Consider the following 25,182-nt stretch of genomic DNA (forward strand, 5'->3'; position numbering starts at 1 on the left):
AGTCTGAGATCGAGAATGGCCGCGCCGGGGGCCGAACCCTGCTTCTTTTTTGCGGCTCGAAGCACGTGAAAAAGGAGGTGCTCCTGTTGTGAACAGGAGCACCTCCTTTTATGGATCAGCTCAGGTGCTATTTGACGACGATGATCTTGGTCGTAGCTGTGAGCTCAGCGCTTCCCTTTGCAGTCAGGACCAATGCTCCTGTTGGGGCCCCGGCCGGGATTTGGATGGTGAGTCTGGCGTTGCCTTTCTCGTCTGTGAGTACTGACGATGCTTCAGTGGACCCGCTGGTGAGCGAGACTTTGTCCCATCGGTTGAAGCCGGTGAGATTGAAGGTGATGAATCCACCCGGTTTGACGGTGCTGACGCCTGTCTTCAGCGTTGTTGCTGTGTTGGGCGTGATTTTCACTGTGGTCGAACGGATCCTGTCGATGTTTCCTGCCTCGTCCAAGGAGCGGTATGCCACGGCGTAGTCGCCCACGGTTGAGAATTCCACCGTGGTGGTAGCCGCTGTCGTGGTCCAGGGTCCCTGGTTGATTTTGTATTCGATCTTCGCGACTCCGGAGTGGATGTCCCTGGCGGAGAAGGTCAGGTTGACCGGGTTACGGGGTGTGCCGACCAGGCTGGTGGGCAAGGCGGCTACGGATGTTACCGGTGTGATCTTGTCAATCTTGACCGAGGTGCTTGAGACTGATCCGTCCACTAGGACGTTGTTCTTGAGCAACCGGTGTTCGATGGTGTGCGGGCCGCTGGTCGAAACAGTCAGCGTCTGCGTAGCAGCTTTCCAGGTTCCGTTGTCGAGCCGGTACTGTACGGCGTATCCGACCGGTGCTGTGGCCTTGACCAGGACGTCCGTCTGGTACCAACCCTGTGCTGATGGTTCGGTGGCCGATGTCGTGGTCACTGTTGCTTTCGGCGCGGATGCTGCTGGCACCAGCGCGGACTGTCCTGCGCTGGGGTTTCCCGCAGAATCGATGGCCCTGTATTCCACTGTTGTGGCCTTTTGTCCGACAGTGATTGCCGTTGCAGAACCCGGGACAGCTGTCCAGCCGGCGTCGGGGTTGTCCCTGTACTCCATCCGGTCAATCCCGGACCCCGGCTCGGGATCGGTGCCGCTGATAGTGACCTTCCGTGCTGCCTGGTCGACGGTTGCCGTGGCAGTGGGAATTACCCTGTCTATCTTGAAGGCCCGCTCGATGACCGGGGACTTGTTGCCCGCGGCGTCCACGGCCCTGAGCTGGAGCGAGGGGGTGCCCCCGCCGAGAACCAAGGGCGTGAAAGGAGCCCAGGTTGTTCCGGCGTCACGGCTGATTTCGACCACCGGTTTGGGATCGATTTCATCGGCTGCGGTGGCGGCAACGTTCACCACTGACTTCCACCAACCCGCGTTCCCGTCGGCAACCTCCGGAGAGGCAGACACTGCCAGTGTGGGCGCCTGCACATCAGCGGCAGCAACCGTGAACCCTGTTGCAGGGGATTCCTCGGATTTTCCTACGGCGTTCGTAGCTGACACGGTCACTGAATACGTATCGGCCGTTAGTCCCGTGAACGTGGTGGTGGTTCCCGTCGCCGCCTTGGTGACCGGTACCTGGTTGGCGGCGTTCAACGTGACGGTGTAGCTCGTGATGGGGTTTCCGCCGTTCGTAGGTGCCGTCCAGTTAATGGTCGCATCAGCTCCCGCTACGGTGGCAGAAGGTGCGGCCGGTGCCGCGGGTTTGGTGGCTGCTGCGGGATCCGGGTCCACGGTAACAGTGACGGAGGCTTTGAGTCCGGTTCCAGACACAGTGCCTGCGACTGTAAAGGTGCCCGTCTGTGCGTAGGCGGCTGGATCAACCGCATCCCAGGTGACGGGCCTGGATTCCCTGGCTCCGTTTCCACCGCCCAAGACCACTACAGCCGTTCTGGGCAGATCCGGTGCTTTCCCTGCCAGCGTCTGTGCGGTTTGCGGGTCGATGGAGATGACCTCGCTTCCCGTTTCGCCGACGCTGATGGTGCCCGTGACAGGCAGTGTTGATCCGGTGAATACCCCGGTGACGGTAACGGTGCCCGGGGCGTTGAACCGTGAAGGTTCGACCGCATCCCAGCTCACCCGCAGGTCTCCCCGGTTTCCGTTGGGATACACGACGGTGGCTGTCTCGGGAAGGGTTACCAACACGCCCGCGCTGGTGCGTTTGGCAATTACCTCATAGGAACTGGGGTAGTCGCTGAAAACGTCGAATTCAGATGCAGCCACGGCGGAGTATGTCGAACTGGAGGCGGCTTTGCTTGCCGAGATTGTGGCCCTGAGCTGGGTTGTGGTGACGGGTTCGAATGCGACTTCGTTGGACGTTCCGATTCCGGCCGTGGCGTAGGTTGTTCCGGGCTTCAGGATCACCGGTTTCCAGGTGGCCCCGTCCAGGTACTCCAGCTTCCATGCCGAGGGCAGTGCCACGCCGGCACCCGTTCCTTGGGCAGTATCTTGCCAGAAGGCCATTCCGGCCCCTGCCAAACGCGTTGCGTTCGGCCAGGTATAAGTCACCGTCTGGGTGGCCGGCCTGTTGTTGTCGCTGTAGGTTCCCCACAGCTTGGTCTGATCTGTTTGCGCGGTGCCCACGGTTTCGCCGTCATTGATGGCACTGAGCCGGTTCCAGGGAGCTACATAGGAGGTGGCGGGTTTTGCGTACGATCCAACGTCCGGTCCGAGGGGCCGGATGTCGGAGACGTTGATGACCTGTTCAACACTGGTTTCCTTCATCCCGTCCGAAGCTGTGAGGCGTAGGGTATAGGAGCCGGGGATGGAAAACCGGGCGGTGGTGTTGGGTGAAGCTGAATCGCTGAACGTGACGGTGGCGTCGTCGGCCGGTTTGGCCGTCACGGCCCAGCTTTGCGTCAGTTCGCCGGTTGGCAAGCCGTCATCGGAGACGGTTCCTGTGAACCGGGCAATGCTGGGGTCGGCCACGGTGATGCGTTGCACCGATATTGCCGGGGCTTCATTTTCCGCGGGCGTGTAGGCGGTGCCGATCCGTCGGACCTGGAGTTCCTTGATGCCGGTTTTCTGGCCCTGCTGGTGAGTTACGGCTATCCGGATCTTTTGGGTCCGGACATCCGCGAAGCGGATCGAATTCTCGTTGCCCGCAGCGATTTTGGGTGTCCTCGCCTGCGCAGTGACAGACTTCCACGTTGTGCCGTCCCAGTACTGGACTGAGTAGGACTTCGGTGCGGCGTAGCCTTGGACCGTCGTGCTGGAGGATGTCCGGTAAAAATACGCTTTGGCTTCGTTGATCGTTTGTTCGGTGCCCAGATCAACTTCCAGCCAGTCACTGGCATTCGGTGAGCCCGTAGTTCCCCAGAACGGTTCATTGACCGTCGACCCGTCCACGGCGTTCCCGGGAACGTTAGTACTTCCAAACGGGGTAGTGCCGGGGGCGGAGAAGGAGGCGGTGGCGGGTTTTCCTTCTGCCAGATTGGGTGCAGCGCTGGAGGCAGGATCAATGTCTACACCGGCTTTGGCGAGCAGACCCACGACAGAATCTGTGGAGGCAAAACGGACGTCTCGGGCCTGCTTGACCGCGTTGGCTTTGTTGTAAGTGACGTTTGCTTTAGTGGTGACGGTTCCGGTGACCGTGTCGAAGGTGACAGGGACGAGGGCGTCGATGGTGAAGGCCCGCTCACCGTTCAAATAGACCGAATAACCCTCGGGGGTATCACCGTAGTGTTTCTCCCCGCCGGGCTGATCCCACACGATGGTGAGGTCTTTGTCGTGGTATTTGAGGTTGTTGGCGGTGAAGTGGTCCCAGTCGATGTTGATCGGCGAGAGCTCCAGCTTGTCATCGGTCCTTGCCTGAAGACCCATGGCGTCTTCAATCATCGTGAAGTTGGTGGTGCCAAGCTGCGTCTGGTGGATCCAGGAGCGGTACTTGATCGATCCGCCGTCAGCTGCTGAGCCGTGGGACCAGAATTCATTCTCGTTCTGACGTGTGACGTCGCCCTTTTCGTAAGATGCCCACGCGTTCCAGTACAGCATTTTCTTGTAGTAATCGCTGGTGAGGTAGCTGTTGGGATAGTCCCGCAGGGTCGAGGAGAGCAGCCTGAACATCACCGTGGAGTTGATGGTGGAAAAGTTGTTGGAATAGTGCTTCCCTGACCCGGCATCCCTGATTGCCCGGGCCTTGGCGTCTTTTTGGTTTGCTGTGTAGAACGGGAAGGGCGCGTAGTGCTCGCTATCGACAAACAGCCTGAAAGCCTCCAGGTACTTCTTGTCGAAATCGGCGTCTCCGGGTTTGGGCATGAGGCCAACGGTGTACGGATAGTACATGTTGACTTCCTTCCAGGGGATCTTTGATCCCGCGGCCAGACCGGAACTGCCATCCGAGTAGCTGGCCTTAATCATGTTTCCGAACAGACCGGCTTCATCTGCGGTGAGGCGTTTGTCTTCCCACATCACGTCGAGGACGGCTTTTTTGATGGCTGCGGCTTTTTGTTCCATCCGCTCGGCTCCGGCTGTGTCGCCTGAGGTTCTGTAAGCTTCGGCAGCTGCGCGTGCCCCTGAATAGAGATAGGCCGTTTCCGGGCGGTCCATGGGGTGGGATGTCCATGCGGCAGTGTTCCGCCAGGAGAAGGACACGGCATCCACGTCGTTGCCCGTCAGTGCGGGGTTGGAATACTCGATCAGATTGTTGTTGTTTTTATCGAACTCTTTGAGCTGGCCTACAACGTCATCCTCGGCGTATGCGGCCAGTTTTTTGGCAATGGAGGGATCACCGCCGTGCAGTTCGTAAGAGTTCCAAGCCGCCTCGGAAATGTAGTTGGCATAACTGCTGTTCCAGTTGTTCGGGTTACCGGGGTTGTCGGTGTATTTGCTGTTCCGTGCCACCTCGCCGGCGGAGAGCCATGTTCCGTAGGCGCTTGATGGGTCACGGAAATACTTCATGTCTTCAATGAACATGCCGGCCGTGAGAACGATCGCGTTGTTGTACGCACTGCCGTAGACCCCTTCCAACGAAGTGGGGAACTGAAAGTCGTTGCCCGGTACCTGGGCGTCCAGGAAGTTCGTCCGCAAAAGCCACCAGCGGTAGAACAGGGTTTTGTCTATTTCCCCGGACGGCGTTTCCAGGTAGGGGATGTTCTGGACCCACCAGGAGTTATACGACGAAGTCTGGTTTTCGTAGGCTGCCTGGGGCGAAGCTGAGGTGACGGCTTCGAATTCGGTAGTGCTTTCCGGGATCTCGGTGGTGGTGAATCCCATCTGGACTTTGATGTCCGTGGCGCTGGGGGAAACATCCACGGTGCGGGCAAGCGCTGTGCCGCTGGCGGTGAACTGGTCGCCTGAGAGCCTGGTGGCGACCTTGGTGACGTTATGGGCGGTAGCGACGGAACCGGTTAGTTCTGTGCCTGCCAGCGTTGGGGCCAGAGATGAGGTGAGGGAGAAGCTGACCGTCTTGGTGGATCCGTCAGTTGTGGTGATCTGCAGGCGTTCCACAGCCACGTTTTGCCGCGTCATGAACTTGGTTTGCTTCACCAGCATTCCGCCGCCGGTATATTCGGTGTACCAATAGCTGGGAGTGTTGTGTCGTTTGGATTCGGTCTCCTGCAAAGTGAGACTTACCCCGTTGATGGTGGCGTTGAGCGAATAAGCGGAGCTGCCGAGGTCTTCAATGTAGGCCACCCTGCCCCGGAAACCGAGCCCGGCTTCCGAGTCCTGCATGTAGAGGGCACGTCCCCGCGAGAAGAAGACGCCGTTGTTGTCGAAATTCACGTCACTGGGCTGGTCTGAGACGAAGTCCAGCCCGCCGGGTTCGTCGGGTTGAACGCCGTCACGGGCAAGCATTTTATCGAGCCAATAGTCATTGCCGGGTGTCTTGCCTGCCCCGGCGGCGGCATCGGCGGCGAAAATCCGCCCCAAATACGGTGTGGTGGGGTCATAGGCGGCAGTCGTTGCGGGAATGGCTTTGTCGCCGTTAACAAACGCGGGATACCCCAGCGAGGCGTTTGTGTTTTGTAACCCTTCACCATATGGGTCCCAAGCGTCAGCGGCATTCGCTGGTGTTGCCATCAGTACCGAGCCGGCGAGGGCTGCAGTAACCGTTGAGGTAACGCAGGCCGTGATGGCCCGCGATAATCTACTTTTTTGCGTCATGGGGACGCTCCCGTTCTTTGTCGTTTCTGGGCTGGTGTTGATGCATTCGGCTCTTGCCCGTGGATGGGTGCTGGGGCAGGCCAACCCCTGTGGCCGCGTATACCGCGAGGATCTTGCAGGGGTGCGAGGGAGGTGCCAGCTCTTTTAGGAGCGGGCACCTCCCCTGGTGTGTGGTGCGGGTCGCACCTAGGTGATCACAACGATCAGACCGGCTGGATTTTGATGGTGTTGGTGGTTCCGTTGAGCCCGGTCAGGGACAGGGCGGCTGTGGTCCCGTCGGTGGTGAGGGTTTGGGTGCGCTGCCCATCCACCAGGACCTGGTAGTTCCCGGCCGGGAGCCTGGTCAAGGAGATCGAGGGTGAGTAGCTGTTGGCGGTCGTGTTCTCCAGCGTCACCTCCACTGTCCGAAGGTCAGAGCTGATCGTGGCGGCGCGGTACTTTGCACCCTCAATGTCCATCGCGAACTTGTTTTTGTTGAACATGGTCAGCCGCTGGCGCACCCCGTCCTGGGGAGTGATCCGGGTTGTTCCGTTCACGACGGTGATGTCGCCGCCGTAGGCGTACGTCCCGAAGACTTTGTCATCGACGATGTTCACGGCAGCGGTTTTCAGGCCGCCCCAGAAGCCGAGCGCCGATTCGCCGGACCAGCCCCACCAGCCGTTGAGGTTGGGGATGTAGCTGTATTCGGTGGAGCCCTTTTCGCTTTGGTACTGCCAGGAAGCGGCACCGTAGTTGGCGGGGTCGGAGCTGATCTGGCCGGAGTTGATGTTTGCCCAGCCTGCGAGGTAGGCGCCGTAGGTCGAACGCATGGTCTCGTCGGCGTTGAAGCCGGTTGTTGCGGCGTCGTAGGACTTGAGGTAGTCCTGCTGCTGCCAGGCGCCGAGTTGGGTTTCGTATCCCAGGTTCCACCAGGATTCGCCCATGTGCCGGTTGTCTCCCCCGTAGTAGTACCACAGGGGCTGGGTTCCGCGTGATGACAGGGACGCGGCGGTGACTTTTTGGGCGAGCTGGGTATCACCAAACATTTTGGCCAAGGTGTAGTTGGCTTCGAAGGCGGTGGTGTCGATGCTCATTTCTGATGCGAATGGATATTTTTTTGCGGCGAAGATGTCGTACTTGTGGCGGAAGTGCTGTTGGAGGGAATCCGCTTCCGCGGTCTTGCCTTCTGCTTTAAGTGCATCGCGCACCGTCGGCAGTGACAGTTCGCCCATGGATGCCATGTCGCGGGATGCGTCGGGCAGGAACTTACGGCTGTCGTCGTGTTCGAAGTAGGCCCGCATGGTGTTGTAGGTGTAGTCGAGGTAGTCGGCAGCGCTGCGTGCGGTCAGTTCCGGGTGTTTTTTGGCGATTTTGTACATGGCGAAGTAGGTGTTCCAGACGTGAGGTGAGTTCATCACCCGCCAGGTGGCCAGCCCGTCGCCGACGTCGCCGCTGCCGTCTTCGCGTCCCGTGGCAGGCCTGTCTCCGTCGCCGCCGTCGTACCAGTGGTAAAGATTCCAGGTCCGCTTTCCGTCTTTGACCTGGTTTTGGAGGTAGCCAAGGAGGAAGTTGTCGATGTAGTAATCGAGGGATTTGATCTGCGCCCCGTTGGGGGCCAGGGCGTTCTTTTCCGCCAGGAAGGTGGCGGGGGAAAGTCCGACGTCATCGGAGCCGCCGGTCATCCATCGCAGGTCGAACTCGCTGATTCCGGATAATGCCACTGAGCCGAAGTTTTGGCGGGTGACCATCTGTTTGGTGCGCATGTCCCACTGAAGGTAAGCGCCATCGTAGCCGCGGGTTTTGTCCTTGGACTGTTGTTTGGTGGAGATGAAGTTCGCGTTGGCTTCGATCAGTTTCTCCACGGGTTCGATGGAGTAGTACTGCATCACGGATTTCTTGTTGTTGCCGTAGTTGACGGTGATGAAGTTTTCTCCCAGGGAGTTGAACTTCACGTCATAGATTTTGTAGCCGTTCCGTTCTCCGGCGGGTGTGACGGTGGCGTTGTTTCCGGCGGCAGTGACTCCCCCGCCGGGCGTCACGGAGTTGATGCCGGCCTTGGCCCGCACGGCAAGTTTGGCCGTTGTTCCCTGCGGGATGGTCATTCCAGGCAGTGAAACAGCGTCCACAACGCCGGCGTTGTAGAGCACATTGCGTATATCCTCGTAGGAGTTGGCCCACTGGAAGCTGAAGCCGTAGGTCCTGCTCTGGCCGGCGGCGATGGTTGCTGATGTTGCAGGCAGAAACTGGCCTGCTTTGCCGGCCGCCACCCGTTCCGGGGCTTTTGACTTTGAGTGGATGTAGTACTCGACAAGTCCTTCCCATGACGGGTCCTTTTCGGCGAAGGGACCCTCGCCGGGGCGGGCCTTGTCTTTGAACTCGAGTGAAGTGTTCGCATCCGGGACCATCACCAGGTAGGGGCCTTCACCGTTGGGCCGCTGCCAGTACATGTAGGAGCCGTCACCGGCAACGTAGGAGTGCCGTGCGACGTTCTGCTCGTAGATCCCTGTCTGGTTTCCCCCGTCCCACCATGAATTCATCAGCAGGGGAATACCGAGGTCCTGGACCTCCATAGATTTGGTGGAGGTGTTGTCCAGGGTGATGGACCAATCCATGACCTGGCCTGCGGTGCCGCTCAGTGCGTATTTCTCGGTGAGCCCAAAGCCGCGGATACCGTTGGGATTTGCTGCGGTGCCTTTGTAATCAACCTTAACGGCGTTTCCTTCCCGGGTGACCGACCGGATGTCATCGGACAGGCCTGTCGTCCGGTTGACGTTATCGACCTTCATCACCACATCGCCGGTCCAGCGGGAATCATTGACATCGAACGGAGGGTGCAGGGACGGGTTCATGACGTAGTTCGTGCACGAGGGAGTGTCTTTGGCGTTGCTGAGCTGGAAGAGTCCCCCGGTCCCCCGGTCGACGGCGACATTGAAACTGTCGCTGCTAAGGACCTCCTGCCCGCGGCCGGGGGCCTGTGGCACGTCGCCGGTCACGGCAAACTCGCTGACTGCAACCGCAGCGTTGCTGGTGCCGTTGGAGGCGGCATCAAAAACCGCACGAAGTTTGGCAGTCAGGACAGGTCCTGCAAACGTGACAGTATTGGGGGCATTTTTTACCCTCGGGTAGGCGGCACCGTCTTTAAGCGCAATGTCCCGCCAAGCCGCACCATCCCAGGACTGCAGCTTCCACGACTTTGGTGCCAGTACCCCGTCGCCGCCGACATCTGCATCAGTTTCGGACCAGAACGAAACTGTCGCTCCGGTGAGTGTGCCCTGACCGGACCAGTCGTACTGCAGCCACTGCTGCGCCGGCCTGTTCGCACCTGAATAGGTGCCCCAGATCTGGTTCTGGGAACCACCGCGATGCAGGACCACGCCATCTTTGACTGCGGCAAGGTTGTTCCACGCCGCCGTGTAAGAGGCGGAAACCGTTGCCCGCTGCGCAGGGCTGTCAGACATCGGCCGTTCACAGAACCCGGGTTCAGCCACCGAGGCAATGACCGATGGACTGCCGCCCAGGGCAATAGCCGGGGCGGCGATTCCGAGGACGAGGACAGAGGCAATCCCTAGACTTAAACTCGTTGTTTTCATATTCCAGCGCGTACTTCCTTGTCGCGAACCACGCCACGCCCCGCAGACCGGGCGCGCAGCCTCATACCCCCCGGACTTTATGTGGCCCAAAGAATTAAGTAAAGGTTTTCGGAAGTTTTCGGAAGTAATGAAGGGAGCGTACTAGAACTACCGCATGCGGCTGTTGGTGGCTCCTGGATAAGGTATCGGGCGATGCTGTGGGGTAGGAAAAGATGCGAAACGCTCTTTCCTGGCTGTTGAGTGCTGCTGGCGGAGGGGGCGCCGGCGCCTCCGGGCGGGCTTCAGTGGGTGGGCGTCGTCGTCTGCCGGTTGACGAGGCGGGTGGCGATGACGTGAACGCCGGGCTCGGGCTTGCCGTCAATGGCGGCAAACAGCAGTTGCGCTGCGCGGCGGCCTACGAGTTCAAGATTCATGTCGATGGTTGTCAGGGGCGGCCGTGCCTGGCTCGCGAACTGTTCCCAGTTATCGTGGCCGATGACGGCGATATCATCGGGCACTATCCGGCCCGCTTCACGCAGTACGTCCAGGACGCCGCGGGCGATTTCATCGCTTGCGCAAACGATGGCGTCCAGGTCCGGGTGCCGTTCAAGGAGCAGCCGGGCGGCACCCCGGCCCCAGGTTTCATTCCAGGCTCCGTACAGCGGTGCCCCGTCAACGAGGGTAAGCCCGCGTTCGGCCAGTGCTTCCGTTGCCCCGGCGACCCGCTCCCGGGCCGCCATGTACTCAATGTCGCCGGAAACGTAGGCGATCCGCGTGCGGCCGCAGTTGAGGATATGTTCAACCGCCTGGCGGCCTGCGGCAACGTTGTCGCTGATGACGGACATGTCATTGTTGTCTTCTGACGGTGAGTAGGCGTACACCACAGGAACGCCCAATGCCTGGCCCAAGGATTTTCTGGGATTGGTGGTGTCCCCTACGACGATCAGCCCGTCCACCCTGCGGCCCAGGAGAGCGCGGAGGTGGTGCTGTTCCCGGATCGCATCCCCCCGTGCATCACACAGGAAAACAGACATGCTGTCAGAACCGAACGCATCTTCGGCTCCCACCATAACTGGAATGGAGAACCGGCCAACCATGTCGCTGGTCAGCAACCCGACAGTACCTGACCGCCCCGAGAGGAGATTCTGGGCAAGGACGTTGGGGAAAAAGTTGAGTTTTTCCGCCGCCCGCTGCACCTTCTGCCGGGTTTCGGACCGTACGTGCTCCCGCCCGTTGAGGGCTTTGGAAACCGTAGCAATGGATACCCCTGCCAGTGCCGCCACATCCCGAAGCGTTGGAGGGCGAACGAGATCGGTAGCGTCCTGATTATCAAGCACGTTCGTCATTCGTTTCCCACCAGTTTTCCGTAAAGCTCAAGTGATAGACCCTTGACCTGACTTTACACGGGCCCTACTCTATAAAAAGGTTTTCGGAAGTTTTCTGTTTTGTGCTTTTTGACGCATGTTTTCCGAAACCATCCCGTTCATTCCGTTTGCATCACCGACCTCGATCGCGGGTCGTACAAGCAGCAGATCCCGACCCGCAGGGGTTCGGTGAACCGCTCAAGGAAGAGTAAAGAGATGACTATGTTCGATTTCATCCGTGGAGGGAAGCCCACTGTCAGCCGGCGGGCCGTAACCGGCGCTGCCGGTGCGGTCATTGCGGCCCTGACGTTGGGGGCGTGCGCGGCCGGAACTCCGGCAAGCCAGTCCAGCAGCCCCGCAGAACTGACCATGTGGACCCGTGCAGCCACGAAAGTCCAGAGCCAGGCCTTCGTGGACGCCTACAACAAAGACCACCCGACGAAGATTAAGCTCACCATTATTCCCACGGATGACTACCAGGCGAAGATCGGTGCGGCTGCAGGATCCAAGAGCCTGCCTGACCTCTTCGCCTCCGACGTGGTTTTCGTCCCCAACTACACCTCCCAGGGCCTGTACACGGACATTACCGACCGGATTGACGGTCTGGACTTTGCCGGGGACCTGGCCCAGTCACACATCAAGACCGGAACGCTTGAGGGCAAAAAGTACGTCGTTCCCCACACTATGGACTTGTCCGTGCTCTTCTATAACAAAGACCTCTACGCCAAAGCCGGTCTGAACCCGGACAAGGGCCCCACCACGCTGGCTGAATTTGATGAGCAGGCACGGGCTGTCAACAAGCTCGGCGGCGGGGTCAGCGGCACATACTTCGGCGGTAACTGCGGTGGTTGCATGGTCTTCACCGGTTTCCCCTGGATCTGGGGCGCGGGCCAAAGCGTACTGAACGAGGACGGGACATCCGCCAACCTCGCATCCAGCGAAGCCAAAGAGCTCTACAAGACCTACCGTGGCCTGGCTGCCGACGGCATCGCAGGCGCCGGAACTGCGGACGAAACCGGCGCGACCTGGACCAAGCCGTTTGCCGACGGGAAGGTCGGGGTCATGCCGATGCCCTCCACCACCCTGGGGTCCATGCCCGCTTCAACAGGAGTCGCGGCCATCCCGGGCATTAAGGGCGGGGAATCAACGTTCGTGGGCGGCGACGCCATTGGAATTTCCGCAAACAGCAAGAACGCGGATGCTGCCTGGGAATTCCTGAAATGGACACTTGGCGATGAAGCCCAGGTCGAGGTACTGGCCAAAAACAACGACGTAGTGGCCCGGACAGACCTGGCCTCGAACAAGTACTCAGACGCCGATCCGCGCGTTGTGGCCATCAACAAGGTCGCGGCCAAGGGCGAAACCCCCTACTCGCTGAAGTTCGGCGCTGCTTTCAATGACCCCAATGGTCCTTGGCTCAGCCTGTTCCGGGGTGCCGTGTTCGGCGACGGAAATTCTGTTGACAAAGACAACGAGGCAGTCAACGCCGTACTCGGCGACTGATTCCCTCCTGATACCCGCGTGCGGGCAGCCTGACCGGCTGCCCGCACGCGTCACCAAAAGCCCACCGCTGCCCTAGAGCCCAGAGCCGGCCGGCAGTCCGAGGAGAACAACGATGTCCATCCATAACCAGATTGAACCAAAGGTGACAGCTCCGGGCCCTGACCGCGCCCCTGCAACCCCACGCCGCCGCTTATCCAAATCCACCAAACGGGCACTCGTCGGCTGGGGTTATGCCGCACCGACCGCAATCTTCGTCATCCTGCTCTTCCTCGTACCGCTCTTTACCGTGGGGCAGATGTCCCTCAGTGATTGGAGCCTGCTCGGCGGCAACCGCGGCATCAACGCTCCCGAGAACTACACCGGCCTGGCGGACAACCCGCTGCTGTGGCCGAGCATCCTTTTCACCCTCCAGTACACCGCGATCGTCACCGTAATCATGCTGGCGCTTGCCCTGGGAATCGCCCTGATAGTGCAGGAAGTAACCCGCTGGAACAAATTCCTGCGAACCTCCGTGCTGGTACCAAGCGCACTGGGCCTGGCATCAGCTGCACTCCTCTTCTGGGGCCTCTACAGCCCAAACATCGGTCCCATCAATCCCATCCTGCAGTCCCTGGGACTGATTGATGAGCCCCTCTCCTTCCTCGGAACCCCCGAGGCTGCCCTCTGGTCAACCGTATTCCTGATCATCTGGCGCTTCACAGGCTTCTACATGGTCATCCTGATGGTCGGCCTGCAGGGAATATCCGGTGACATCTACGAAGCTGCCCGGATCGACGGCGCCGGACGTTGGACCATCTTCAGGACCATCACCGTACCCCTGCTCAAACCTTCCATTGCGATGTGCCTGATCCTGTGCATCACCGGCTCACTCCTGGCCTTCGATCAGTTCTTCATCCTGACCAAAGGCGGTCCGGACAACTCGACAATCACCGTCGTTCAGCTGATTTACCGCGAGGCATTCCAGCGCTTTGATCTGGGTTCCGCTGCGGCGCTGTCCGTCGTTGTCCTGGCAGCCCTGGTGATCATCAACTTCATTCAGTTCCGCGCCCTGCGCGAGAAGGAGTAAGACCAATGAACGGGCTCCGCAGCCTCTCGAGAACGCCCTACTACGTCCTCACCGGCGGCCTGGCGATCATCTTCCTCTCCCCGCTGATCTGGGCAGGCATGGCCTCCGTATCCGGTCAACCCGGAACTGCCCAGCCGGAAGGATTCGGATTCGGAAACTTCCAACGCCTCCTGGAGTACGGTCCAGGCCTTGGCCAACTAATCCTGAACAGCGTCATAGTCTCCGGCCTCACCGTCATCCTTACCCTGTCCCTGGCGCTGCTGGCCGGATACTCCTTTGCCCGCTTCAGCTTTCCAGGAAAGAACATCCTGTTCCTGGTGATCCTGGCAATCCTCATGGTCCCCTACGCCAGCCTGCTGGTACCGCTCTACGTCCTGCTCGGGAACATTGGGCTAACCGATTCACTCGTGGGCCTGTCACTTGTCCTGACCATGTACCAGCTGCCCTTCGCAATCTTTATGATGCGTGTCTCGTTCGAGGCAATCCCTGCGGAGCTGGAGGAATCAGCACAGGTGGATGGTTGCAACTCCTTCACGGCACTGTTGCGGATCCTGCTTCCCAGCGTGGTCCCCGGCCTGGTCACCGTTGGTCTCTTCACGTTCCTCGCAGCCTGGAATGACTTCATCGCCCCCTTGATCCTCATCAACAATTCAGATCTGGCACCCCTGCCCCTCGCAGTAGCCAATCTGCGCCAACAGGCCATGGGAGTCGTTGACTACGGCGTAACCGAAGCAGGCGTCGTCGTCCTTGCCCTGCCCTGCATAGCCCTGTTCCTTTTCCTCCAGCGCTACTACATCACAGGCTTCATGTCAGGAGCACTGAAGGGATGACTTTGGAAACCAACACCAACCCCAAACCGCGCCAGGAACCACCATTGGACAACACCGTGCTAGATACCACCCTCACCAGATACGACCCCCGTCCCGTCTGCCCTGCAACGACCTTGCTGTACCCGCTGGGACTCAGCGAAACACGCCTCCGGTCCACCGGCTTCTGGGGGGAACGCTCGCGAATAAACGCCACCAATACCCTTGATCACTGCCTAGGGTGGCTCGAGCGTTCCGGATGGTTGCCCAACTTTGACCGCGCCGCCGCCGGCACCCTGCCCGCGGGACGTCAAGGCCGGGAATTCGCTGACTCCGAAATCTACAAACTTCTCGAAGCTTACTGCTGGGAAAGCGCAACCCATCCCAGCAACAACCTTGAACGCACCATCACAGCCATCACTGGCCGGCTCGCCGCTGCACAGGAGGAAGACGGCTACCTCAATACCAATTTCGGCCGGCCAGGCCAGAGCTCCCGCTACTCGGACCTTGAATGGGGCCATGAGCTCTACAACTACGGCCACCTTCTCCAGGCAGCTGTCGCCCGGCTCAGGACCCACGGGGAGGACGAGCTGGTCGGCATCGCGCGGCGTGTAGCTGACCACATCTGTCACACTTTTGGTCCGGAGGGAATCCAGTCAGTGTGCGGGCATCCCGAAATTGAACTCGGGCTCATGGAATTCTCGCGGGCCACCGGAGAGGAACGTTATCGCGATCAGGCCCGGCTTTTCATCGACAGGCGCGGGCACGGCGTGCTCGACGATATCGAATGGGGTCGGTCCTACTACCAGGACGACATGCCGGTTCGGGAATCAACAGTTCTGCGCGGGCACGCCGTACGCGCACTTTATCTGGCCGCGGCTGTCGTCGATCTTGCCGTTGACACAGCCGACCAGGAACTGTTGTCAATCATCGAGACGCAATGGGAAAATACCGTCGCTAAACGGACGTACATCACCGGCGGAATGGGCTCCCACCACCAGGACGAGGCCTTCGGTGATGACTACGTTCTGCCAAGCGACAGGGCCTACTGCGAAAGCTGCGCAGGCGTCGCCTCGGTCATGCTCAGCTGGCGTTTGCTCTTAGCCACCGGCAACGCCCGATACGCAGACCTGATCGAACGCACCCTGTTCAACATCGTGGCCACTGCGACCGCGGAAGACGGCAAAACGTTCTTCTATTCCAATACCCTCCACCGACGGAATCCGGGCACGACAACCGGCCCCGAGGAACAAAGCAAGCGGGCAGACTCCAGCCAACGGGCTGCTTGGTTCGATGTGGCATGCTGCCCCAACAATATTGCCCGGACCCTGGCATCACTGGGAACCTACCTGGCCACCAGCGACGAAGAAGGGATCCAGATCCACCAATTTGCAAACACCGACATCGCCACGGACCTGCCCGGAGAACGCCGTATTCGGCTAAGCGTCAACACCCAATACCCCCACGACGGAAATATCGCCGTGACCGTCGACGAAACACCAACCGGACCCTGGACCCTGTCCATCCGGGTCCCCGGATGGGCTGAAAACGCCACGATCGACATCAATGGCAAACAACAGCCCGCGGCACCCGGATACAACAAAATCACCCGCACGTTCGCCTCCGGTGACCTTATCCATCTCCGGCTCCCGATGACCCCCCGCATGTCTGCCGGCGATGACAGAATCGACGCCATTAAAGGGTCCGTGGCCATCGAGTGCGGCCCGCGGGTGTACTGCCTTGAATCAGCTGACCTGCCACTGGGACGGCACGTGGACGACTTCATCATTGACCCTCACACAGCCTTGGACCTCGACGGTGAACGCATCAACATCCAAGGCTGGCTGGAAAAATCAAACCCCGCCCCCTGGCCGTTCCACCCGGCAGGTCAGCCCTCCCAACGCACCGTGGAACCGGTCGCCACCTCACTGGTCCCCTACCACCACTGGGGCAACAACGGCCCCGTCACAATGCGGGTGTGGCTCAAGGCCCCCATCAACTGAGCACCCAAGACCTGTGGCCGGGCGATCCTTTCCCTCTCGCCCGGCCACAACCACCTTGTCCCAACCAACCGGGACAGCGTCATTCCTCCACGAGTCAGGTAGGACCACTGACGCTGGAAACGGGCATCGATGTCATCCCAACCCGTTCCTGTCAGCAAACAATCGCTAGAGAAAACCTGGAGAACTGCCATGAACACCTTGGAGGTCATCACCGTTCGCGCCGACAACCGCGAAGACCTTAACCATCAACTCAGCCGCGGTGAAAAGCTCCTGCAAACCGCCGCTGCCGCCTCCAGAAGCCAGGGAATCCTCATCACCCGCCACGGCCCTCACCACTACACCATTCGCTTGAGCGAAAACGTCCCATTCGGACTCACCCGAACCTGCCATGACTAAGGCCCTGCCGACCAACCAGCTCCCGCACCACTCACCGGCGAGAAGACCAGATATTGGCAACTGGCGCACGCTGATTGGTTCCCTGATCGAGATCTGGGCCGACAACACGTTCCTTCGGACCGCCACGGTGGAAACAGCGACAGCGGACGGATTGATGATGTGGCTCAGATTCGATGGACCACATTTACGCCAGATTATCGACCGCGACGACCACTACGAAGTCCGGCTCCCCCATCAACCGGCGCACCCTCTGCCAGCGCAGGATGCGGTAGCGACGACTAACCCGAAGCAGCCCGGAATCAGCTCTGCCTGACGCGATACCCGACACCAGAGAAACCCTGTGTGATCCTCAACCAGGTAACCGACGGACGTCCGGGAACCACCCATGCGGCGCTTTCCTGGGCTCAAGGTGTTCCGGATCGCGGTGCTTGTGCATGTCGCATCTAAAGAACGGTCCGCGTGGGTCAAGGAGGACGTTCATATGGTGGTCTGCGTGGTCTTTGAACCAGACGCTGATGCCGGTTGCGCCGTCGAGTCTGAGGTGTTCCCAGGCCCGCCACAGCGCTTCCACGCGGGAGACGGCTTCGGGGTGGAAGTACCATTCGGTGCACCATTTGAAGGAGCGGCCGTCGACGTCGCGGACGTAGGTGGGGAGCAGCTGTTCGTGGAGGAATTTTTCGGCTGAGCCGTAGACCAGTTCAGGCGGTTTATCTTCACCCTGCTTTTCCACCGGGGCAGGAAGCGCAGGAGCTGCAGCGGTGGCTTCACCGAAGAGGCCAATGTCAGTGGTCATAACGTCGCTTCCCTACTTCGTAACCCAGGGATTGGGTGCCGGCTCACTGTGGACAGCGACGGCTGGTTCTTCGGGTCGGGGGCTGTATTTCGTGATGGATGCCTGCACGGCGTCTTTGTGGTTTCCGGTGTACCAGGGCATGGTGCGGACGAGGGTGGCGGGGGCGCCGGAGGCGAGGACGACGGCGCGGCCGCGGTCGAGTTCGGCGAGGTTGGAGACGTCGAAAATCCGTTCCTTGCCTTCCTGGCGGGAGCGGGAGGACCCGGACTTGCCGGAGGAGACGGAGACGTTGGTGTAGCTGTAGTCCCCGACAAGGTCCGAGAGGGCGCGGAGGAAGCCTTCTTCGGCCACTCCCCCGCCGTAGACCTTCACGTTCGCGGCGGACCAGATTTTCCGCATGTTCGCTTCACCCCACAGTTCGACGCCTTGGGACCAGGACTGCAGGATACCCATCACGATCAGGCCCTTAGAGCCGTAGTGGCTGAACTGGTCCGGCAGGCCAGCCCAGCGAACCACGTTCGCCAACTCGTCCAGGGCGAACAGGGCGGGCTTGGGAAGCCGGCCGCCGCTGCGTTCGGCCCGTTCTTCCATCGCTTCGGCGATGGCGACGGTCAGGGCGGTGGTCAGTGGTGCTGCGGAGCCGGCGCCTTCCTTGGAGAGGATGTAGATCGTTTCCTGGGAGGCGGCGAACTCGTGCGGGTTGAACTGACGGCGGGCATCGGTGCCCACCGTCGCCCCTCCCGTGGGTGCGACCCAGCGCAACGTGTTGCGGGACTTAAGGCACTGGATCATTTTCTCGGCCGTGCCGAAGATACCGTCCCGCTGCTTATCAGCCAGCTTCAGCGTTGACTCCAGGCCCTTGTACTGCAGCTCATAGTCATGCTCCCGGAGGATCTCGATGGGTTCCTGGCTGACCTGTTCCGTCACCCACAGATAGACCTGGGTGATGGGCAGCTCTCCGAGCGCGGCGGCGAGGAAGTAGGAGGAGAGGATGTCTTCGGCTTTCGGGTCGAAGTACGCGTCCGGTTTGGAGCCGGGGGTCCGGGATCCGGTGGAGAAGTGCTGGGTGAGTTTGTAGGCTTTCTCTTCGTCGGTGACGTAGGAGAGCGGGTTCCACCACCAGTGGGGTTCTTCCTGGGCGATTTTCTGCGGGTCGAACACCCACACCGGGGCGATGGTTTCCCGGACGCCGCGGGTGCCGTCCACGACGTCGCGCTTGTTCGAGGTCGAGACCACCGCACCTGGTGCGTCCAGGGTTGCCGGCATCACCCTCGAGGTGGACTTACCGGTCCTGGGTCCCCAGATGTCCAGGGACAGGTCTTCCCAGGACTGGATGAACTTCTGCCCGGTGGCCACGACCCGGCCCACGACAATGCCCGGCGTGCCGGTAACACCGAGGCGGTCAGCGGTCGCCTGGGCGCCCTTTTCCGAGAACGCGGCAAGCGCTTTACCCTTACCCAGGTAGCGGGCGGCTTTATCGACCCGGGCGCGCCGGGACGCGCCCTTCCGCCAGGCCAGCAGCACCACGACAGCCAGGGCGAGGATCAGCCCGGCCATGACGGCTGCGACAACGGTGGCCTGGACAGGCCAGGCCACTTTGCCCTTGATCAGTCCCGCGACCAAGTCCACCGGGTGCGCCGGCGGAGCCTCCGCACCGGCCAGCCAGCACCCCAGGTGCAGGGAAGCGTAAGTCCCGCCGCCGAAGACGACGATCGCACCGACGGCCAGCCAGACGAGGATCGCGTCCCCAAGGCCCATGCCTTTCCGGTTCGGTGCGCTCATGAGATGCCTCCTTGGGTGGGTACTGCCGACGGAACCGGATCAAGAACAGGTTCGGGTGGCTGGTGCCATTTGCCGTCGGTGTCGTTCACACCGTCCGGTCCCTTTTCCAGGGAGGTCAGTCCGACCTGGACGGGGATCCCGGGACGGCCGCCGAACTTGATAAGGAACTTTCCCCGGCCAGGGGGCTCGACGTCGACGCCGCGGGAGTCCCACGCGGGCGGGTCCTGCCAGGAGATGAGCTTCTGCTGCTCCTGCCGGGACAAGGGTATGGCGGAGGTCAGCAGCGGCATTTCCGAGGCGGGAAGTCTGCCGCAGATGACCATGCCGGAGCGTTCAACGAAGCCGCGGGCTTTCATCCGGTCCTCTTCGGCCTGGAGCGCGAGCAGGTCGGACATGGTGTGGGAGATCATGATCTGCCCGACACCGACCGAACGGTTGAGCCGGGTGAGGGCGTCCACCCGGTCCACCATGCCTTTACCGGCCCGCAGTGCCCGCCAGAGTTCATCCAGGACGACGAAGTAGTTCCTGCGCGGTTCCAGGGCGGCGTCAGCCAGGGCATTGGCGACGTTGACGGTACCGGAGCCGTAGGACCAGCACGCGAGCAGCACCGCGGCCTGCAGGTCCGTTTCGGTCTCATCGATGTTGGAGACGTCGAAGACGACGGCGCGGTCCCGTTTCATGGATTCGGTGGTGTGGCGGGAGAAGATTTCCCCGAGCTTCCCACCCCCGGTGAGACCCAGGAGGGTGGCTTCGAGTGCCCGGGTTTCCTGCTGGTAGATGGCCAGGTCGCCGCGGTCGAGGGCGACCTGGCGGAGTTCGTCCGGGGCGGAGACGATCACCTCCAGGAGGTCTTTGAGGACGGGGACGCCGGTGAAGCGGCACCGATCGTGTCATTACCACGGGATTGGCGTGGAGCAGAATGCCGGTCGCCCCGATCCGGGCTGCTCCTGTGCCGCTTCCCGCGAACAGTGCGGCCGCACTCCGGCCCGGCCGGGAGCGTACCCGCGCATTCCGCTGATGCCACGGTTCCAACCCACGCGGTTCAAGACGGCTTTGAAGAGGCGAACACCCGCCGGCCGGTAGAACCTGGCCCCACCCTGGCCGACCCGGCACCGCCGCGCCCGCCAATTTGTCCGGGCCCAACCGCTGGACTCCCGGCTCTGGACAACCCCTGCCGCCCGTAGCACCATCGAAAGGTGAGCACAGCACCCAGCCCCTACCTGCGTGAACTTGCCCTGCTCCGCCGCGTCAAGGACAGGATCGACAGGGAGTACGCCCAGCCGCTGGATGTGGAGTCGCTGGCCCGCGGAATCCACGTCTCGGCCGGCCATCTGAGCCGCCGCTTCAAACTGGCCTACGGCGAATCGCCCTACAGCTACCTCATGACCCGGCGCATTGAGCGGGCCATGGCGCTGCTGACGCGCGGTGACCTCAGCGTCACCGAGGTGTGCTTCGCCGTCGGCTGCTCCTCCCTGGGCACGTTCAGCACCCGGTTCAGCGAACTCGTGGGGATGCCGCCCAGCGCCTACAAAGCGGAGGCAGCAGGCACGACGGCGGGACTTCCGTCGTGCGTATCGAAACAGGTCACCAGACCGGTCAGGAATCGAGAAGCGCCCGCCCCGGAGCCGCAGTTAGCATGACTGGCATGGACATCACCATCAGCTCAAGTTTCCTCCCCCACACCGATCCTGACGCCTCGCTGGCGTTCTACCGCGACTGCCTGGGCTTCGAGATCCGCAACGACGTCGGCTACGGCGGAATGCGCTGGATAACGGTGGGCCCCGCGGGCCAGCCCGCCGTCTCAATCGTCCTTTACCCACCGGCGGCCGGCCCCGGCATCACCGAAGTCGAGCACCGCACCATCGCCGAGATGATGGCTAAGGGCACCTATGCCACCGTCATCCTGTCCGCACCGGACGTGGATGCGGCCTTCGCCGCCGTGGAGGCGACCGGTGCCGACGTCGTCCAGGAACCCATCGACCAGCCCTACGGCATCCGTGACTGCGCCTTCCGGGACCCCGCCGGCAACACCGTCCGTATCAACCAGCACCCCTGACCTGACAGTATTGGATCCAGCGGCGCCGGGAACAAAAGCCGCAACGGCTTTGCCCCGGAAATCGACGGCCCACAGATGGAGACGCAATGAGCACGGACACCACAACCGCCGCCGGCCAGGGCCGCCGCAACGACGGACTGCATGTCGCTGACAGCCACGACCTGATCACCGTGCAGGGCGCCCGGGAGAACAACCTTAAGGACGTCAGCGTCGAACTGCCCAAACGGCGGCTCACCGTGTTCACGGGCGTGTCCGGTTCCGGCAAAAGCTCATTGGTGTTCGCCACCATCGCCGCCGAATCGCAACGGATGATCAACGAGACGTACAGCGCCTTTGTGCAGGGGTTCATGCCCAGCCTGGCCCGCCCCGAGGTGGACCGGCTGGAGGGCCTGACCACCGCGATCATCGTGGACCAGGAGCGGATGGGCGCCAACCCGCGCTCCACCGTGGGCACCGCCACGGACGCCAACGCCATGCTGCGGATCCTGTTCAGCAGGCTGGGGAAACCCTATGTTGGGCCGCCCACCGCGTTCTCCTTCAACGTGCCCACCCGCAAGGCCAGCGGCGTGATGAGCACCGAGAAGGGCGGCCGCGTCGAAAAGAACGTGGTCCGCGAGGTCACGTACCTGGGCGGCATGTGCCCCCGCTGCGAGGGCATGGGCAACGTCAGCGATATCGACCGGACCGCGCTGTACGACGACACCAAAACGCTGGCGGAGGGTGCGCTCACGGTCCCCGGCTACTCGATGGACGGCTGGTACGGCAGGCTGTTCGAAGGTGTGGGCCTGCCCATGGACAAACCGGTGGCCAGCTTCACCCCGAAACAGCTGGACACGATGCTTTACGCCGAACCCACCAAGATCAAGGTGGAGGGCGTCAACCTCACGTTCGAGGGCATCATCCCCAGGATCCAGAAGTCCATGCTGTCCAAGGACGTGGAGGCCATGCAGCCGCACATCCGGCGCTTTGTGGAGCGGGCCGTCACGTTCGCGTCCTGCCCTGACTGCGGCGGCACCCGGCTGGCGCCGGAAGCCCTCAGTGCCAGGATCAACGGCAAGAACATCGCCGAGCTGTGCAGCATGCAGATCAGCGACCTGGCCCAGTGGATCCGGGAACTCAAGGAGCCGTCGGTGAAACCCCTGCTCGCCGGGCTGCAGCACCTGCTGGATTCCTTCGCCGAAATCGGCCTGGGCTACCTTTCGCTGGACCGCCCGGCCGGCACCCTCTCCGGCGGCGAGGCCCAGCGCACCAAGATGATCCGGCACCTCGGCTCGTCCCTGACCGACGTCACGTACGTGTTTGATGAGCCCACCATCGGCCTGCACCCGCACGACATCGAACGCATGAACAACCTTCTGCTGCAGCTCCGCGACAAGGGAAACACCGTCCTGGTGGTGGAGCACAAGCCGGAAATCATCGCGATTGCGGATCATGTGGTGGATCTCGGCCCGGCGGCTGGCTCCGGCGGCGGCGAAATCGTTTATGAAGGCGACGTGCCGGGGCTGCGGAAGAGCGACACCGTCACCGGCCGCCACCTGGATGACCGCACCACCCTGAAGGATTCCTTCCGCGAACGCGCCGGCGCGCTGGAAGTGCGCGGCGCCGCGAAGCACAACCTCCGCGACGTGGACGTGGACGTGCCCCTGGGGATGCTGTGCGTGGTCACCGGTGTGGCCGGGTCCGGCAAAAGCTCGCTGATCCACGGTTCGCTGGCCAACCGGGAAGGCATCATCACCATCGACCAGGGCGCCATCAAGGGCTCCCGCCGCAGCAACCCCGCCACGTACACCGGGCTGCTGGAGCCCATCCGCAAGGCCTTCGCGAAGGCCAACGGCGTGAAGCCGGCCTTGTTCAGTTCCAATTCCGAGGGCGCCTGCCCCACCTGCAATGGCGCCGGCGTGATCTTCACCGAGCTCGGTGTGATGGCCACGGTGGAGTCCACATGCGAGGACTGCGAGGGCCGGCGCTTCCAGGCCGCCGTCCTGGAGTACACGCTGGGCGGTAGCAACATCGCGGACGTGCTGGCGATGTCCGTGGACCAGGCGCTGACGTACTTCGCCGACGGCGAGGCCAAGACGCCCGCCGCGCATAAGGTCCTGGAGCGCCTCGCGGACGTTGGCCTGGGGTACATCACGCTGGGCCAGCCCCTCACCACCCTGTCCGGCGGCGAGCGCCAGCGGCTCAAGCTGGCAACCCAGATGGCCGAAAAGGGCGACGTTTACATCCTCGACGAGCCCACCACGGGCCTGCACCTGGCGGATGTCCAGCAGCTGCTGGGCCTGCTGGACCGGCTGGTCAAGGCTGGCAAGTCGGTGATTGTCATTGAGCACCACCAGGCGGTCATGGCGCACGCGGACTGGATCATCGACATTGGTCCGGGGGCAGGGCACGACGGCGGCAGGGTGGTTTTCGAGGGGACCCCGGCGGAGCTGGTGGCAGCCAAGTCCACGCTGACAGGCAAGCACCTCGCCGCGTACGTTGGTGCCTAGCGCCGCCGTACCGGCGGCGGCGCGCCGGGCGCGGACCGCCGTCGGAATCCTGTTTTTCACCAACGGGGCCCTGTTCGCCAACCTCCTGCCGCGCTACCCGGAGATCAAGGCGGACCTTGACCTAGGGAACGCCGCGTTTGGCGCTGCCGTTGCCGCGTTTCCGCTGGGTGCCCTGATTGTTGGGCTCAGCGCCGGCCACCTCATCCGCCGTTTCCGCTCCTCCCGGGTGGCCGTCGCCGGAACCCTGCTGACCGCCGTCGGGATCCTGGCGGCCGGCACCGCGTCCAGCTGGGCGGTGCTCGCCGCGGCGTTTTTCCTGGCCGGAGCCATGGATTCGCTGACCGACGTGGCGCAGAACTCGCACGGGCTCCGGGTGCAGCGGCTGTACGGCCGGTCCATCATCAATTCGTTCCACGCTGTCTGGTCCCTGGGTGCGGTCACGGGCGGCGTGGTGGGCGCGGCGGCGGCGGAAGCCGGGGTCCCGCTCCTGCTCCATTTGGCGGTCTCGGCAGTGGTGTTCGGGGCGGCGGCGCTGGCCGCGGCCCGCTGGCTCCTGGCAGGGCCGGAGCCGGATGGCGCTGAACGGACTGATAACGCCGGCAGGCCGCCGGCCACGGATCCCGTTCCAACGAAGGCGGGTGGGCCGCCCCGGATCCCAGGAGTCGCGGCCCGGTACGGGATCCTGCTGGCACTGGTGGCGATTGCCGCGTCCGGTGCCATCGTGGAGGATGCCGGCAGTTCGTGGCTGGCCATTTACCTGGCCGGCAGCCTGGGCGCGTCCGCGTTTATGGCGGGCCTGGGCTTCATCTCCCTGCAGGGCATGCAGTTTGTGGGCCGGCTCCTCGGTGACCGGATGGTGGACCGCTTCGGCCAGCGGGCCGTTGCCAGGGCCGGCGGTGTGCTGGTGCTGGTGGGTACCGGTGCCGCGCTGGCGTTCCCGAGCGTCCTGGGGACGGTGGCCGGTTTTGGCCTGGCCGGCTTTGGGGTGGCCACCCTCATTCCCGCCGCGATGCACGCAGCCGACGAACTTCCCGGGTTCAGGCCGGGCGCCGGGCTGACGATTGTGGGCTGGCTGCTGCGGGTGGGCTTCCTGGCCTCGCCGCCTGTGGTGGGGGCCATCGCCGATGCGTCGTCCCTGCGGGTTGGCCTCCTGTTTGTGCCCGCGGCCGGGTTGTTGGTGCTGGTGTTTGCCCGCGTCCTGGCCACCAGGGCAGCGCGGAACGAGCCGGGGAACGTTGAGGTGGCGGTGCCGGGCCGGTGAAGC

Annotated in this window: 15 protein-coding genes and 1 pseudogene; 10 read left to right on the top strand and 6 right to left on the bottom strand. The window is 62.2% G+C overall.

Features of this window, described 5'->3' with window-relative positions; genetic code table 11:
* Nucleotides 1-127 precede the first annotated feature (127 nt).
* The 3 genes from QRN07_RS12885 to QRN07_RS12895 form a co-directional block, all read right to left on the bottom strand.
* Nucleotides 128-6,112, bottom strand: a complete 5,985-nt coding sequence (locus tag QRN07_RS12885) for an OmpL47-type beta-barrel domain-containing protein (RefSeq protein ID WP_285241221.1) — start codon at nt 6,110-6,112, stop codon at nt 128-130.
* A gap of 203 nt (nt 6,113-6,315) precedes the next feature.
* Nucleotides 6,316-9,549, bottom strand: coding sequence for a DUF5695 domain-containing protein (locus tag QRN07_RS12890; protein ID WP_285241222.1), 3,234 nt, complete (start codon nt 9,547-9,549; stop codon nt 6,316-6,318).
* 413 nt (nt 9,550-9,962) lie between these two features.
* Nucleotides 9,963-10,943: a LacI family DNA-binding transcriptional regulator gene (locus QRN07_RS12895; protein ID WP_350224287.1), complete on the bottom strand. Its 981-nt coding sequence runs from the start codon at nt 10,941-10,943 to the stop codon at nt 9,963-9,965.
* A gap of 297 nt (nt 10,944-11,240) precedes the next feature.
* Between QRN07_RS12895 and QRN07_RS12900 the strand changes: the two genes are divergently transcribed.
* The 6 genes from QRN07_RS12900 (at nt 11,241) to QRN07_RS12925 (ending at nt 17,111) form a co-directional block, all read left to right on the top strand.
* On the top strand, nt 11,241-12,527 hold the full coding sequence (locus tag QRN07_RS12900; RefSeq protein WP_285241224.1) for an ABC transporter substrate-binding protein: 1,287 nt from the start codon (nt 11,241-11,243) through the stop codon (nt 12,525-12,527).
* A gap of 112 nt (nt 12,528-12,639) precedes the next feature.
* Nucleotides 12,640-13,593 carry a carbohydrate ABC transporter permease gene (locus QRN07_RS12905; protein ID WP_285241225.1) on the top strand — a complete coding sequence of 318 codons (954 nt, stop codon included), beginning with the start codon at nt 12,640-12,642 and terminating at the stop codon, nt 13,591-13,593.
* A 5-nt stretch (nt 13,594-13,598) separates the two neighbouring features.
* A complete protein-coding gene (locus tag QRN07_RS12910) occupies nt 13,599-14,423 on the top strand; it encodes a carbohydrate ABC transporter permease (protein ID WP_285241226.1) in 825 nt (274 codons plus the stop codon).
* On the top strand, nt 14,420-16,402 hold the full coding sequence (locus QRN07_RS12915; protein WP_285241227.1) for a glycoside hydrolase family 127 protein: 1,983 nt from the start codon (nt 14,420-14,422) through the stop codon (nt 16,400-16,402). The genes QRN07_RS12910 and QRN07_RS12915 overlap by 4 nt, the downstream gene beginning before the upstream one ends.
* 189 nt (nt 16,403-16,591) lie before the next feature.
* Complete coding sequence (locus QRN07_RS12920; protein ID WP_285241228.1) at nt 16,592-16,798, top strand: hypothetical protein; 207 nt, start codon at nt 16,592-16,594, stop codon at nt 16,796-16,798.
* Nucleotides 16,791-17,111, top strand: coding sequence for a hypothetical protein (locus QRN07_RS12925; protein WP_285241229.1), 321 nt, complete (start codon nt 16,791-16,793; stop codon nt 17,109-17,111). Before QRN07_RS12920 ends, QRN07_RS12925 begins: the two co-directional genes overlap by 8 nt.
* Nucleotides 17,112-17,147: 36 nt before the next feature.
* On the opposite strand, the gene QRN07_RS12930 is transcribed toward QRN07_RS12925, so the two are convergent.
* The 3 genes and pseudogenes from QRN07_RS12930 to QRN07_RS12940 all read right to left on the bottom strand — a co-directional run.
* Nucleotides 17,148-17,591: a DUF4913 domain-containing protein gene (locus QRN07_RS12930; RefSeq protein WP_285241230.1), complete on the bottom strand. Its 444-nt coding sequence runs from the start codon at nt 17,589-17,591 to the stop codon at nt 17,148-17,150.
* Nucleotides 17,592-17,603: 12 nt separating this feature from the next.
* Nucleotides 17,604-19,373, bottom strand: coding sequence for a type IV secretory system conjugative DNA transfer family protein (locus QRN07_RS12935; protein ID WP_285241231.1), 1,770 nt, complete (start codon nt 19,371-19,373; stop codon nt 17,604-17,606).
* Nucleotides 19,370-20,251 (bottom strand): annotated as a pseudogene (locus QRN07_RS12940) (ATP/GTP-binding protein); the annotation flags it as partial. The gene QRN07_RS12935 and the pseudogene QRN07_RS12940, both read right to left, overlap by 4 nt.
* A gap of 318 nt (nt 20,252-20,569) precedes the next feature.
* Here QRN07_RS12940 and QRN07_RS12945 point away from each other — a divergent pair.
* From QRN07_RS12945 to QRN07_RS12960, 4 genes are all read left to right on the top strand, one after another.
* Nucleotides 20,570-21,013 (top strand): helix-turn-helix transcriptional regulator, encoded by a 444-nt coding sequence (locus tag QRN07_RS12945; protein ID WP_056599573.1) that lies wholly within the window; start codon nt 20,570-20,572, stop codon nt 21,011-21,013.
* Entirely contained in the window at nt 21,010-21,429 is a 420-nt protein-coding gene (locus QRN07_RS12950; RefSeq protein ID WP_050686848.1) for a VOC family protein, read from the top strand. The genes QRN07_RS12945 and QRN07_RS12950 overlap by 4 nt, the downstream gene beginning before the upstream one ends.
* 86 nt (nt 21,430-21,515) lie before the next feature.
* Complete coding sequence (locus tag QRN07_RS12955) at nt 21,516-23,918, top strand: ATP-binding cassette domain-containing protein (protein ID WP_285241232.1); 2,403 nt, start codon at nt 21,516-21,518, stop codon at nt 23,916-23,918.
* Nucleotides 23,911-25,179, top strand: coding sequence for an MFS transporter (locus tag QRN07_RS12960; protein WP_285241233.1), 1,269 nt, complete (start codon nt 23,911-23,913; stop codon nt 25,177-25,179). Before QRN07_RS12955 ends, QRN07_RS12960 begins: the two co-directional genes overlap by 8 nt.
* Nucleotides 25,180-25,182 lie beyond the last annotated feature (3 nt).

It is taken from the genome of Pseudarthrobacter sp. MEB009, assembly GCF_030208875.1.
Lineage (GTDB): Bacteria > Actinomycetota > Actinomycetes > Actinomycetales > Micrococcaceae > Arthrobacter.

Coding starts and splice junctions, on each gene's coding strand:
- QRN07_RS12885 (WP_285241221.1), bottom strand. CDS start 6,112: ATGACGCAAAAAAGTAGATTATCGCGGGCCATCACGGCCTGCGTTACC.
- QRN07_RS12890 (WP_285241222.1), bottom strand. CDS start 9,549: ATGTCTGACAGCCCTGCGCAGCGGGCAACGGTTTCCGCCTCTTACACG.
- QRN07_RS12900 (WP_285241224.1), top strand. CDS start 11,241: ATGACTATGTTCGATTTCATCCGTGGAGGGAAGCCCACTGTCAGCCGG.
- QRN07_RS12905 (WP_285241225.1), top strand. CDS start 12,640: ATGTCCATCCATAACCAGATTGAACCAAAGGTGACAGCTCCGGGCCCT.
- QRN07_RS12910 (WP_285241226.1), top strand. CDS start 13,599: ATGAACGGGCTCCGCAGCCTCTCGAGAACGCCCTACTACGTCCTCACC.
- QRN07_RS12915 (WP_285241227.1), top strand. CDS start 14,420: ATGACTTTGGAAACCAACACCAACCCCAAACCGCGCCAGGAACCACCA.
- QRN07_RS12920 (WP_285241228.1), top strand. CDS start 16,592: ATGAACACCTTGGAGGTCATCACCGTTCGCGCCGACAACCGCGAAGAC.
- QRN07_RS12925 (WP_285241229.1), top strand. CDS start 16,791: ATGACTAAGGCCCTGCCGACCAACCAGCTCCCGCACCACTCACCGGCG.
- QRN07_RS12930 (WP_285241230.1), bottom strand. CDS start 17,591: ATGACCACTGACATTGGCCTCTTCGGTGAAGCCACCGCTGCAGCTCCT.
- QRN07_RS12935 (WP_285241231.1), bottom strand. CDS start 19,373: ATGAGCGCACCGAACCGGAAAGGCATGGGCCTTGGGGACGCGATCCTC.
- QRN07_RS12950 (WP_050686848.1), top strand. CDS start 21,010: ATGACTGGCATGGACATCACCATCAGCTCAAGTTTCCTCCCCCACACC.
- QRN07_RS12955 (WP_285241232.1), top strand. CDS start 21,516: ATGAGCACGGACACCACAACCGCCGCCGGCCAGGGCCGCCGCAACGAC.